This is a genomic window from Agreia sp. VKM Ac-1783 (assembly GCF_900177765.1).
GTDB lineage: Bacteria > Actinomycetota > Actinomycetes > Actinomycetales > Microbacteriaceae > Agreia.
In genome coordinates this window covers 952,312-964,266 of sequence record NZ_FXWI01000002.1, presented here as the reverse complement: position 1 = coordinate 964,266, position 11,955 = coordinate 952,312, and the positions used below count along the sequence as shown (strand labels likewise).

Annotated in this window: 12 protein-coding genes; 6 read left to right on the top strand and 6 right to left on the bottom strand. The window is 67.0% G+C overall.

Annotated features, from left to right (window positions below; translation table 11 throughout):
* Nucleotides 1-54: 54 nt before the first annotated feature.
* On the top strand, nt 55-585 hold the full coding sequence (locus tag CCK87_RS09550) for a GNAT family N-acetyltransferase (protein ID WP_170927213.1): 531 nt from the start codon (nt 55-57) through the stop codon (nt 583-585).
* An 87-nt stretch (nt 586-672) separates the two neighbouring features.
* Here CCK87_RS09550 and CCK87_RS09545 read toward each other — a convergent pair whose 3' ends face one another.
* From CCK87_RS09545 to CCK87_RS09530, 4 genes are all read right to left on the bottom strand, one after another.
* Nucleotides 673-1,413: a metallophosphoesterase gene (locus CCK87_RS09545; protein WP_086461138.1), complete on the bottom strand. Its 741-nt coding sequence runs from the start codon at nt 1,411-1,413 to the stop codon at nt 673-675.
* 33 nt (nt 1,414-1,446) lie between these two features.
* A complete protein-coding gene (locus CCK87_RS09540) occupies nt 1,447-1,869 on the bottom strand; it encodes an SRPBCC family protein (RefSeq protein WP_086461137.1) in 423 nt (140 codons plus the stop codon).
* 113 nt (nt 1,870-1,982) lie between these two features.
* A complete protein-coding gene (locus CCK87_RS09535) occupies nt 1,983-3,290 on the bottom strand; it encodes an HNH endonuclease signature motif containing protein (protein ID WP_086461136.1) in 1,308 nt (435 codons plus the stop codon).
* A gap of 205 nt (nt 3,291-3,495) precedes the next feature.
* On the bottom strand, nt 3,496-4,488 hold the full coding sequence (locus CCK87_RS09530) for a LacI family DNA-binding transcriptional regulator (RefSeq protein WP_212638205.1): 993 nt from the start codon (nt 4,486-4,488) through the stop codon (nt 3,496-3,498).
* A gap of 39 nt (nt 4,489-4,527) precedes the next feature.
* On the opposite strand from CCK87_RS09530, the gene CCK87_RS09525 reads away from it, so the two are divergent.
* Nucleotides 4,528-5,757: an MFS transporter gene (locus CCK87_RS09525; protein ID WP_170927212.1), complete on the top strand. Its 1,230-nt coding sequence runs from the start codon at nt 4,528-4,530 to the stop codon at nt 5,755-5,757.
* Here the strand turns inward: CCK87_RS09525 and CCK87_RS09520 are convergent.
* Nucleotides 5,718-6,314 (bottom strand): gamma carbonic anhydrase family protein, encoded by a 597-nt coding sequence (locus tag CCK87_RS09520; protein ID WP_086461134.1) that lies wholly within the window; start codon nt 6,312-6,314, stop codon nt 5,718-5,720. The two genes, CCK87_RS09525 and CCK87_RS09520, sit on opposite strands and share 40 nt — an antisense overlap.
* A 2-nt stretch (nt 6,315-6,316) precedes the next feature.
* Nucleotides 6,317-7,180, bottom strand: a complete 864-nt coding sequence (locus CCK87_RS09515; RefSeq protein ID WP_086461133.1) for a patatin-like phospholipase family protein — start codon at nt 7,178-7,180, stop codon at nt 6,317-6,319.
* A gap of 138 nt (nt 7,181-7,318) precedes the next feature.
* Between CCK87_RS09515 and CCK87_RS09510 the strand changes: the two genes are divergently transcribed.
* From CCK87_RS09510 to CCK87_RS09495, 4 genes are read left to right on the top strand one after another with little or no spacing between them, the layout of a single operon-like run.
* Nucleotides 7,319-8,365 carry a pyridoxal-phosphate dependent enzyme gene (locus CCK87_RS09510; RefSeq protein WP_086461132.1) on the top strand — a complete coding sequence of 349 codons (1,047 nt, stop codon included), beginning with the start codon at nt 7,319-7,321 and terminating at the stop codon, nt 8,363-8,365.
* Between the two features lie 30 nt (nt 8,366-8,395).
* Nucleotides 8,396-9,697, top strand: a complete 1,302-nt coding sequence (locus CCK87_RS09505; RefSeq protein ID WP_086461131.1) for an NtaA/DmoA family FMN-dependent monooxygenase — start codon at nt 8,396-8,398, stop codon at nt 9,695-9,697.
* Entirely contained in the window at nt 9,697-11,121 is a 1,425-nt protein-coding gene (locus CCK87_RS09500) for an aromatic amino acid ammonia-lyase (protein ID WP_086461130.1), read from the top strand. Before CCK87_RS09505 ends, CCK87_RS09500 begins: the two co-directional genes overlap by 1 nt.
* Nucleotides 11,118-11,954 carry an aldo/keto reductase gene (locus CCK87_RS09495; protein WP_086461129.1) on the top strand — a complete coding sequence of 279 codons (837 nt, stop codon included), beginning with the start codon at nt 11,118-11,120 and terminating at the stop codon, nt 11,952-11,954. The genes CCK87_RS09500 and CCK87_RS09495 overlap by 4 nt, the downstream gene beginning before the upstream one ends.
* The last annotated feature ends 1 nt before the right edge of the window (nt 11,955 follow it).

Below are 11,955 nucleotides of genomic sequence, written 5' to 3'. Positions count from 1 at the left end.
GTGGTGCCCGATCCTGGGTTCGGACCACGTTGTTCCGTCGGTATCGTGGAGCGGATGAATGACATGAACCTTGAGCTCCCCGCCGGATCCGCACTGCTGCGACGCGCCACGATCGAGGATCTCCCCACGATCATCGACCTGCTCGCCGACGACCCGATCAGTGCGGCGCGCGGCGACTCGGCCGATGCCGGCGATCGTGAGGCATATGAAGCAGCGTTCGCTGCAATTGACCGCGATCCGGCTCAGCGTCTGCTGGTAGTCGTCGACTCAGACGGGTCGAGCGATTCGGATGGCGCCGGCACTGTCATCGCGACCATGCAGCTCACCGTGATTCCTGGCCTCGCCAGGCGCGGGGCCTCGCGTCTGCAGATCGAGGCGGTGCGGGTCTCGTCGAGTCAGCGCAACCGAGGGATCGGCGCAGCCATGATGCGCTGGGCTATCGAGGACGCTCGTACCGCTGGCGTGCCGCTGGTGCAGCTGACGTCAGACGCTGCGCGGGTGGATGCGCACCGCTTCTACGAGCGGCTCGGTTTCGAGGCGTCGCACGTCGGGTTCAAGTATCGGATTCTCAGCGAAAAGAACTGATGGCGAGATCGACGCCGAGGTAGATGAGGATCGCCGAGGTCGTCATGGCGAGGATGCCCCTGGCTCTGGCGGACGTCAGCGCGGGGTTCACAAGGCCGACGGGCTGAGGTGATGAAAAACGGTCCGGATCTGAGCCGAGTCGATGGTGTGCAGCGCAAGTCCCGGCATGGCTGTCGTGTCGGCGATCGGATCGATCTTGCTTCCCAGTCTCATCGTCGAGACGATCCCGGGTGCTCCGAGTAGCGGCACACCCGAGAAGGTCGTAGCCAACCCGGCGTGCACGTGACCGGTGAAGAGGCCGATGATCTGCTCGTGCTCCGCAACGAGCGCCGCGAGCGCTTCTGGATTCGTGAGCCGGTACAGGCTGTCGGCCAGATCGTGCCCGACGGGGACCGGCGGGTGGTGCATCGCCAGCACGACGTGCCCCGGGGCGCTGGCTATTCGTTCGCGGGCGGAGGCCATCGACTCCGGAGTGAGGAAGCCATCGTCACGGCTATCGATGTGGGTATCCATCCCCACGATTCGCACGCCGCCGAGATCGAGGGTGCCGCTGAGTGTCTGCTCGTGGCCGGCGTGGGAGAGTGCGGCCAAGAAAGGTGCCGAGAGATCGTGGTTGCCTGGCACCACGAGCGTGGGGAGCCCGACCGGAAGAGCCGCGAAGAACTCCGCGTACTCTGCCGCAGCGCCATGGTCAGCGAGGTCACCGGTCACGAGGAGTCCGTCGACAAAAGACAGATCTCGAACCAGATCGAGGACGGCGATGAGTCTTCGCGATCGTTCCGGAGACAGGTCCAGATGCGGGTCGCTGAGGTGGGCGATAACAGGCAAGGATGCTCCGTTCGACGGTTTACCCCACTCAGCCTAGGAGGCGGTGGGTCCGCCAGTTGAGGCGCGGACGTCTTCGACGAGCCGACGCAAGCGATCGAGGTCCTCCCCGACGGTGGTCGCATCGCGTTCGAATTCGTCGTCGTCGAGATCGAGCTGCCGAACGGTGAAAACGATCTCGGCGCCGTCGGGGTGCGCGATCACTCGAACAGGGTTGGTTACGGTCACGCCCGACGGAAGTGTCACGTCGTGGTCGAGAATGCCGAACTCGTTGGGCGCAACAAATCGCACGGAGACACGGCCCATCGGCGACTCGACCCACAGGGTGTCGCCCTCGCGGGTCACCTCGGACTGCGCTAGGCCCGACGCCCACTTCGGCAGGTTGTCGGGGTTCGCTGCGAATTCGTAGACGGATTCCGGGCTCGCCGAAATGACGCGGCTGACGTGACGGCTGTGCATAGCGTCAGTCTGCCAGCGGCGTGAGACGAGCGGCGAGACCAGCTCCGGTGATCTCGATATGCGGGGCTCGTTCCTCGCGCCGCTACTCGATCGGCGCAGATATCTATAGGGCGTTAGAAGGGGCAGTCTCCGAGCTCCTCTTCTGGGGTGGTGGCGGCAGCCGCCGTGGCGGCGACCAGGGCGACGAGTTGCCGGGGCGCAGGTTTCATCTGTCCTTGCGGGCGGACGAGATACGCGTGACCCGCCGGTGACGTCGCGGTGAGAGTGTCGTCGACGTTCTGGATGAACTGCCATCTGGTGTGGTGCTTCACGCGATGGTGCTCCGTGCTCAGCGGGGCGAGGTTCTCAGGGATTGTGTCGCCGCCGTAGGCATGATGCTCGGTGTGGTCCATATCCGCCTGTTCCGCCGGGACCGTGCACCCCGGGAACACACACGTCGGGTGCACGAGCCTTGCGTGATCGATCATGCGCGCAGTCGGTCGGTAGTCCCGTGGGTCGGTTGTCAGGATGCACCCGCTTATCGGGTCGGTGAGAATGCGTCGCCACGACGTCGCCTCCGCCGTCAACTGCGCGGCGGTCGCCGGGTCGATCGGCCCATAGCCGCGGAGGATCGCGGCCTCGTCACCCACGCCGAGCAGTGTCATCGCGGGGACCATCACGTGCACCCTGCCGCGAATACCCCGGGTCGCGCCGGGTATCGAGGTCTCACCGTTGAGGAGCAGGTCGGTGAGGACGTCGACCTTCAGGTGCCCCATGCTGCGCGGGTCACCACCCTGCTTCAATCCGGCGGCGAGCCTGACCGCCCTGTCTGCGATCGCGTGGATCTCAGGGGCGGGGGCGAACAGGGTGAGGCAGGCCATGCCATCCGCAGCCGGGTCGACGTAGATGCGCCGGGTAGCTGCTGCCTTCTCGGCGCGCTCCACCGCGGTCGATGGTCGGACGAGTTCGACTTCGTGCCGGGCCTTCTTCTCGAGTTGCCGAGGATTCATCTCGACGGCCAGAGAAGCCAGCTTCGCGTCGTACGTGGCAAGGGCCTCGCCTTCGAGGCCGTCCGCGTGTTTCGCGACCATCTCGGCGTGCTCCCACGACACCGCACCGGAGGTGACCGCGGCGAGGGTTGCTGGGAGCCGATCAACGAGGGCCGTGCTCGTGTCGACCAGCGTGGCGGTGCGGTGTTCGGTGCGGCGGGTCAGGAGGGCGAGCTCGGAGACGAGCTCGACCCGTTCAACGCGGGCCGTCGACCACACAGGCCCGCCTGTAGAGGTATCTGACGGTGCTTGCCGATGGAGGTGGTTTCTCGCGTCGCTGACGCGTCTGGCCCTGACCGCAGACAGCGCAGCTATCTGTTGATCGAGGGCGGCGACCTGCTCGAGCGCGGCCACGTACGGGTCGGGCTCGAGGAGCGGGATCGTTGATGTCATATGAGCAGTCAATCAGCACCCACCGACACCGAGTAGTAACCGGCATTTGCTAGTTGATCAGGTAATAAATCTGTAGATAACGATCCGAAGGCGTGCCCTGTGAAGGAGCAGTCGCGACGCCGGATGGGGTCTCGATACGGCCGCGGGCGGCCTATTCGACCAACGCCGACGAGGGGTGCGCACCGACGCCGAACGCGGCGAACGGTCAGCGCAGCGTCAGGCTCCAGGCGGGGGACTCGGGGCTGGCGGACCCGGAAGCGATGCGAGCGCACATGACGCCCTGATCGTAGAGCGACTGGCTCACGCTCGAGAACCCGAGCGTCTGGGCGAGGTCGCTGTCGTCCCACCCGCTGACGGCGGCGCTCGACCCCAGGATGTCGATGGCTCCGGCGGCGAGTTGGTCACTCATCGCGATGACGACATCGGGGCGCGCGCGCACGAGCGCATCGCGGATGGCCCCTCGACCATCGTCGCGGGTGTTTCGACCCACCACGGCGATGGGTGTGTCGCTCCATGCCCTTCCAGACTCGTCGATCGCGTCTCGGTACCCCTCGAGTCGTGCTCGCGTGATCGGAAAGCCCACCGACGTATCAGGCCCGAGCCGGATGCCCGCCCTCCGCTCGCGGTCGAGGGGAAACGACAGGATCAGCGGTGAGGTGGCTTCAGCGAGCATGTGCGACGCAATGGCCCGCGCCGCGCTCCGGTCGTCGGGGGAGACGACGGAGACTCCCGGGGCGGAGGGACCGCCCTGGATGGCCGCGGGGCGGCCCGTTCTTGCGACCGCCGCGAGTACGGGGTCTGAAACGTCGGTCGTCCAGAGGACAAAGCCATCGACAGCAGCCTCGCGCACGCGGTCGACGTCGTCGGCTGCTCCGGCGCTGGGAATGAGAACGAGCCCGAGCTGCTTCTCGACGCAGACGCTCGATACGCCGGCCAGGAATCGGGCGGCCTGGGGGTCTTCGAAGGCGTAGCTGAGATGCTCGCCTAACACCACGCCGAGATTGCCGGTCGCTCCGCTGCGTAGAGAGCGCGCGACCGGGTCGGGACCCGCGTAGCCGAGGTGCTGAGCGGCGGCGAGCACTCGGGCGCGGGTGTCGGGTGCGACGCGCTCGGGCCGGGTGTACGTGTAGCTCACGGTCATGGGGGCGACGCCGGCCTGGGCGGCGACCTGCCTCATCGTGACGCGTTGCAAAGCCATGACACCACCCTACCGCTGCTGTTGTGTATCGTTACACAAGTGAATCGACTTCCGCTCTCGTTCGTCGCCTTCGCCGGGTTCGGCATCTTCTGGGGTGTGTGGGGCGCGGCCCTGCCCGCGCTGAGACAGACGGCGGGGGTGTCAGACGCTCAGCTCGGCGGCGCTCTGCTCTGCGTCGGCCTCGGGGCGCTGCCGGCGATGCTGTTCACGGGTCGAGCCGTCGATCGATTCGGAACCAGGATTACCGGTCTACTCCTCGTCACCCTCGCGGTAGCGGGCATCATCGTGGCCGCATTTGCCCGCGACATCGTGGCCGTGTGCGTCGGCATGCTTCTGGTCGGCGCGACATCGGGGGCATCCGACGTCGCCGCAAACGCCCTCGCAGGCGGGGAGGAGGCCCGATCGGGCCGTCGAATCATCACGCTCGCACACGCCGTCTTCTCTTCGTTCGTCGTGGTGGGCAGTCTCGGAGCGGGTGCGATCTTCGCCAGCGGCGGTGGGGCGCCCCTGATTTTCCTCGTCTCAGGCCTCGTGATCCTCACAAGCGGCGTCGTGGTGTTCGCCCGCGGAACCCGTACGACAACCGGAACCCATGCGAGAACCGGAACCCGAGCCGCATCCGGAACCGGCCGCACAACGAACACCATGCGCAGCAGGCAGACCCTGCTTCTGCCGTTCATCATCGTGGGCTTGGTCGGGGCGCTCGGCTTTGCCGCAGAGAACGCTCACCAGAGCTGGGGCGCCATCTACCTCGTCGACGAGCTGAAGGCGTCGCCGGCTCTGGCCGCCATCGCTCCGGCGACCTTCGCGGCCTGCGCGGCGATCACCCGCTTCGCCGTGGGCTTCTCCCCACGGATCCCCGCTGTCGCTCTCCTCATCGGCGGTGCCGCCATTGCCGTCATCGGCACTCTGGTCGTGGCTGCGGCCGAGAACGTGGGCGTCGCCCTCCTCGGTCTTGCGCTGGCCGCGATCGGAACGTCGGTGTTGTTTCCCACCCTGCTGAGTCAGGCGGTGCGTGGCATCGACGACGACGTTCGCGGCAGCACGACGTCGATAATCGCCACGACCGCCTACATCGGCTTTCTCCTCGGCCCTGTCTACGTCGGCCTGCTGTCGAGCGCGGTCGGGCTGCGCGGCTCGATGATCGGTGTCACAGTGCTTGTCGCGCTGTTCGGCGTGCTCGCACCTCTGGTGCTTCGACGCCAGCTCCTGCGAGAAAGCGACCGGCCTCAGCCGAGCAGTTCGACGTCGGCGCGGTGCGCGCCGTAGAACTCCGACTGAGACCGCATGATGTTCTTCATCGTCGCGTCGGCCCCTGCCCCGTAGACCGTGCCCACGAAATCGAGCGTGCGCTGCACAGCCCAGATCTCGTCGTGTCGGTCGGGTGAGAACAACTGAGCCGGATCGCCGACCGCTACCCAGGAGATGGGAACGACGGCGCCCGCCGCGAGTCGGGTGTTGACCTGAACGACGGCGTTGATGCGCACCTCGGCACCCTCGCCGACGACCGCGCCGGGAAAAACAGATGCCCCGGTCGCGAGAAACGCACCGGTCCCGATCGTGCACCCGTTGACGTGGGTGTGCGGCCCGACCATGACCCCGTCATCGATAATCGCGGCGTGACCCGCTCGCCCGCGAATCACCGCGTTCTCCAACACCACGACGTTGGCGCCGATCACGATTGGACCGTCCTCGGCGGTCAGCACGGCGCCGTGCATGACCCGTGAGCCCGGCCCGATTGTCACATCACCAGAGACGACAGCGGATGCCGCGACCAGCGCATCCGGATCGACACGCGGACGCGCGCCCCGGCTCTCGTACAGCACCTCTAGAGCGCCGCCGGGAGCATCGCGGCCACACGCTCCGCGGATGCGCGGCCGACCGCGCGGCCCGCCTCGGCCGACGCGCGGCGCGTGGCGGGGTCGAGAGGATTCGGGCCGAAGGCGGTGATCGAAGCCTGGTCGGCGTAGATGATGGCCGTCGGAACGCCGCCGAGCGCGTCGAGCTCGGCCGTGGCGATCGTGCCGAGGCCCGGCTCACCCACACCGGGAAGAGGCGTGACGATGACGACCCAATCGGAGCCGGCCGCGAGATCGGCGTTGCTGCCCGACCTCACCCCGCCATCCATATAACGCGAGCCGTTGATCGTGACCGGCGGCCAGACGCCGGGAACGGCGCAGCTCGCGGCGACCGCGTCGGCGAGCTCGACCCCGCTCGTGCGGTCGAAGACCACGAAGTCGCCGGACTCGACCTCGACGGCGGTCACCTTGAGGTCGCGCTGCGGCCACTGGGTGTCGACGAGCCGGGAGCGGATGACCTCGATACGAACGCTCTCGTCGACCGATGGGGTCTCAAGAGCGAGTCTGCCGATGCGGCGCCGAGCGTCTTCGGGGGATGTGGCACCGTCGATGGCTGCCACGAACTTCGCCTGCAGCTCGACCGCGTCGATGTCGGCTCCGAGCTCGGCGGTCTCCTCCTCGAGCTGTGTCGCGAACGCTTCGGCGACTCCGGTCGCACCGGCCAGCTGAGCACCGACAGCAGATCCGGCGGACGTGCCGATGATGCGGGTGTCGGGTGCGAGCAGCCTCTCGACGAGCTGCGGATCTGCATCGAGGAGGCCCTGCATAACGCCGACTTCCCACGCGATCCCGGCGACGCCGCCGCCCGCGAAGACGAGTGATCCTTGGCTCATGCGAGTACCTCCAGTTGACTGACTCCGAATACCGCGAGCAATGCTAGCGCCGGTGCCCTCGGAGGAGCCTCGACGACCGCTGTGTAACAGGGCGACACACGACGGTGTGGAGCGTCTTCGTCGCCGTATTCTCGGCTCATGACGAACATCGACACTCGCCCCCTGGCCGCTCCGGCGTCGGGAGAAGAGGCGTGTGCCGACCTCGTCGAAGACATCACCCCCTCGGTCGTCTCGCTGATCGGCAACACGCCCTTGATCGAACTGAACGTGATCGCGAAGGGGCTTCCGGCGCGAGTGCTCGTGAAGCTCGAGAGTCGCAACGCCGGCGGATCGGCGAAGGACCGGATCGCCCTGCATATGATCCGTGCCGCCGAGGCGAGCGGTGCGCTGAAGCCGGGCGCCACCATCGTGGAGTCGAGTTCGGGCAACACGGGCATCGGCCTGGCCCTCGTCGGCCGGCTCACGGGGCACCCCGTGGTGATCATCCACAGCGCGTACATCTCCGATGAGAAGCGGGCCGTGCTCAAGGCCTACGGTGCCCGCCTGGTCGAGGCCGACTGGGAGGCTCCGCCCGAGAGCCCGAACAATGCTCGCGCCATCGCCGATCGCATCGCGGCCGAACTGCCCAACGCGTGGCGTCCGTCGCAGTACGAGAACGAGAGCAACCCCGGAGCTCACTACCAGACCACCGGTCCGGAGATCTGGCGCCAAACGGCCCAGAAGGTGACGCACCTCGTGGCATCCGTCGGCACGGGCGGAACGATCAGCGGAACCGGCCGTTACCTCAAAGATGTCTCGGCCGATCGCATCCGGGTCATCGGCGCAGACCCGACCGGGTCGACCTACAGCGGCAACGCGGCGGGACCGATCAACGTCGAGGGCGCCGGCAACAGGTGGACGCAGGCGAACTGGCCGCAGACCTATCACCACGAGGTCGTCGACGAGTACGTCGTGGTGTCGGATCAGGAGATCTACGACACCGTGCACACGCTCGCGGCGTCGGAGGCCCTTCTGCTCGGCCCCTCGTCTGCGCTCGCCGTGGCCGTGGCCCTGCGGGTGGCTGCGAAAGCCCCGCAGGATTCGGTCGTCGTCGCGATCGCACCCGACACCGGTGCGAACTATCTGACTAAGGCGTTCGACGATGCGTGGCTCACCGACCTCGGCGTCGGCACGTATTCGATCTGACCAACGCCTACTTCCCAAAGGTTTATCGCTATGGCTCTGCTTCATTTCGGATGGTTTCTCGGCGCGGGTTTCGGCGTGCAGGGATGGGGTGACCCCAGCTACGGCATCGGTTACGACTGGAAGAAGCCGCAGGTCTACCAAGACGCCGCGCGCCTGTTCGAACACAGCGGCCTCGACCTGCTGATCATCGAAGACGGGGTCACCGTTCCCGACACCTATGGCGGCACGAGCGAGGTCAACCTCGCCAATGCGCGCTTCGCGCCGAAGCACGACCCCCTGCCGCTGGTGCCCTATCTGCTGTCGGCGACAGAGAACCTCGGCATCGTGCCGACTCTCAGCGCGTCGTTCTACGAACCGTTCACGGCCGCCCGTCTGCTTGCGACGCTGCAGCACTTCGCCGACGGCCGTCTCGGCTGGAACGTCGTGACCAGTGGCAGCGATCTGGCGGCGCAGAACTACGGGCGCGCCTTGCAGATCGAGCACGATCTGCGCTACGACCGCGCCGACGAGTGGGTCAGCATCATCCGCAAACTCTGGCGCAGCTGGGCGCCGGATTCGGTGCTCGAAGACGCCGAGCGCGGCGTGTTCGCCGACTTCACGAAGGTGGCGCCGATCAACCACGAGGGGCAGTTCTTCAAGGTCCGAGGCCCGATCAACACCGTGCCGATGCCGCAGGAACCCGTCATGGTGCAGGCGGGCGCCTCCGGCCGAGGCCGTGACTTCGCCGGGCAGAACTCAGACGTGATCATCGCTCTTTCGTCGACGCCCGAGCGCAACCGCGAGTTCCGCGACAGCATCCGGCAGATCGCACTGGCTGCGGGCCGCAACCCGGATCACGTGAAGGTGCTCTTCGCGGTCACGCCGATCGTCACCGCCAACGCCGAGGAGACGGCGAGCGTCAAAGCGCATCGATCAGACCTCACCCGGGCGGCCATCGACGAGGCGTTGCAGTCGATCTCCTACCTCTCGGGCGTCGACTTCAAGGCCTTCGACCTCGACGCTCCGCTGCCCGAACTCACTACCAACAGCAACCAGGGAACCCTCGACAACTTCGTGAAGTCGGCACCTCCCGGTTCGACGCTGCGGGAGATTCTGCAGGTTCGTGCGAATCGAGACGGGCTCGCGGTGATCGGCACAGCGGAGGAGATCGTCGATCACCTCGAGGCGCTCGGCGAGGGCAGCGGGGGAGACGGCTTTCTCTTCGCGGGCCAGGTGCATCCCGCGAATGTGCACCGCACCCTCGACCCCCTGGTTCCCGTTCTGCGTCGCCGCGGCCTGATTCGTCGCGAGTTCGGCGACGGCGGGCTGCGCGGCAACCTTTTGGACTTCTGATGGGCGTGCTCCGGCTCGAGGGGCAGTCGATCACGATCGACGACGTCGTCGCCGTAGCCGACGGCGCATCGATCGAGCTGGCTCCGGGTGTCGTGGGCACGATCGCCCGCGCACGTTGCGTCGTCGAGTCGGTGCAGGCATCCGGATCGGCCGTCTACGGCCTGAACACCCACCTGGGTGCCGGTCGCGACACGCGCGTCGCGGCCGATGAGGTCGCCGCCTTTCAGAACCAGATCATCGACAACCACCGCGGCAGTATCGGCGACCCGCTCGCCGAGCGCGAGGTGCGCGCGCTCATCTTCGCCCGCGTGGTCGGCTTCTCGCTGGGCGGCTCGGGCGTGCGCCCCGAGCTCGCGGATGCCTACGGCCGGCTTCTCGACGGCGGCCCGCTGCCCGAGGTCTATGCCACGGGCTCGGTCGGCGCATCCGATCTCGCCCTGCTCGCCGAGGTCGCCGCCCACGTTCGGCAGAGCCTGCCCTTCGCCGCGGGGGAGGCGCTCGCGGCCATCAGCGCGAACTCCTATTCGATCGGGGTCGGTCCTCTCGCCGTGGCAGAGCTGCGCGCGCTCGTGGCCGAGGCCGATGCGGTGGCGGCGCTGTCGCTCGAAGCGCTCGGAGCCATGGGAGGGGGCGGCTCGCTTTCTCCGTTCGATGACCGGGTGCACCGGCATCGCCGCTCGCCGGGTCAGCAGCAGACGGCCCGGGCTATCCGCGCGCGAGTCGCCGGCGGATTCTTGGATGCCCCTGAGCGCGAGGGCTCTGTGCAGGATCCGCTGTCGTTTCGAACGGTGCCACAGGTGCACGGTGCTGTTCGAGACGCCACGGCGCTCGCGGCATCGGCTATCGAAGACGAGCTCAACACCGCGGGGGACAACCCGCTCGTGGTGCTGGGCGGCGACGACGTCATGCTCTCGAACGGCAACTTCGAGCCGCTCACTCTGGTGCTGTCTTTCGAGAGCCTGCGCGTGGCTCTCGCTCATCTAGCCGGCATCTCGGAGCGGCGCATCGCCGTGCTCTCGGGCCTCGCCACACCTCTGCGCCGCTCGGGCAGCAATGCCGTTCCGGGCCTCAGTTGGTACGCGGCGGCGGCCAGTCTCGCCGAGGTGCGGCATCTCGCGAACCCGGTGTCGACATCCGGAACCACGCTCTCGCAGGTCGAGGATCAGGCGTCGTTCGCGCCCCTGGCCGTGCGACTGTTGCAGCAGCAGATAGGGCTCTGCCGTCAGATCTTCGCCGTGGAGGCGCTGCACGCCGCCCAGCTCGTGCGCAGCATCGATTCGCCGCCTCGGCTCGGACGCGGGACGCGCCAGCTGGCCACGGAGTTGGTGGAACGAATCGGGCGTCTCGACACCGCTCGTGACCTTGTGATCGATGCCGTCAAGGCCGTTGCGCTAGCCGGTCGACGTGACACGATTGATCAATGACTAATTCTGAATCATCCGTTCCCCTGGTCACCCTCAACGATGGCAACACCATTCCCCAGCTCGGCTTCGGAGTCTTCAAGGTCGACCCGGACAAGACGTCGCGCATCGTCAGGGACGCATTCGAGGTCGGCTACCGGCACATCGACACCGCCAAGATCTACGGCAACGAAGAGGGCGTCGGTCACGCGATCAAGACCAGCGGCATCGACCGCGACGAGCTGTTCATCACCACGAAGCTGTGGAACGCCGATCAGGGCTACGAATCGGGTCTCGAGGCCTTCGAGAAGAGCCTCGGCCGTCTGCAGCTCGACTACGTCGACCTGTACCTGATCCACTGGCCCGCTCCGGCCAACGACAACTACGTCGACGCATGGAAGGCGCTCGAGAAGATTCGGGAGTCGGGTCGTGCCAAGTCGATCGGCGTCTCGAACTTCACGGTCGAGCACCTCACGCGACTGCTCGGAGAAACCGACGTCGTTCCCGCCGTGAACCAGATCGAGCTGCACCCCGAGTTCCAGCAGCGCGAGATCACCGCGTTCGGCCGTGAGCACGGTATTGCTACAGAGGCGTGGAGCCCGCTCGCTCAGGGCGCGCTCCTGAAAGAGCCGAACGTGCAGGAGATCGCCGAGGCGCACGGCAAGTCACTCGCACAGGTGATCCTGCGCTGGCACATCCAGCAGGGCAACATCATCTTCCCCAAGTCGAACAACCGCGAGCGCATCGAAGAGAACTTCAACATCTTCGATTTCGAGCTCAGCGACGACGAGCAGGCCTCCATCACCGCGCTGGAGAAAGACGGTCGCGTGGGCGGCCACCCCGACGAGGTCAACTGAC

Coding starts and splice junctions, on each gene's coding strand:
- CCK87_RS09550 (WP_170927213.1), top strand. CDS start 55: ATGAATGACATGAACCTTGAGCTCCCCGCCGGATCCGCACTGCTGCGA.
- CCK87_RS09540 (WP_086461137.1), bottom strand. CDS start 1,869: ATGCACAGCCGTCACGTCAGCCGCGTCATTTCGGCGAGCCCGGAATCC.
- CCK87_RS09535 (WP_086461136.1), bottom strand. CDS start 3,290: ATGACATCAACGATCCCGCTCCTCGAGCCCGACCCGTACGTGGCCGCG.
- CCK87_RS09530 (WP_212638205.1), bottom strand. CDS start 4,488: ATGGCTTTGCAACGCGTCACGATGAGGCAGGTCGCCGCCCAGGCCGGC.
- CCK87_RS09515 (WP_086461133.1), bottom strand. CDS start 7,180: ATGAGCCAAGGATCACTCGTCTTCGCGGGCGGCGGCGTCGCCGGGATC.
- CCK87_RS09510 (WP_086461132.1), top strand. CDS start 7,319: ATGACGAACATCGACACTCGCCCCCTGGCCGCTCCGGCGTCGGGAGAA.
- CCK87_RS09505 (WP_086461131.1), top strand. CDS start 8,396: ATGGCTCTGCTTCATTTCGGATGGTTTCTCGGCGCGGGTTTCGGCGTG.
- CCK87_RS09500 (WP_086461130.1), top strand. CDS start 9,697: ATGGGCGTGCTCCGGCTCGAGGGGCAGTCGATCACGATCGACGACGTC.
- CCK87_RS09495 (WP_086461129.1), top strand. CDS start 11,118: ATGACTAATTCTGAATCATCCGTTCCCCTGGTCACCCTCAACGATGGC.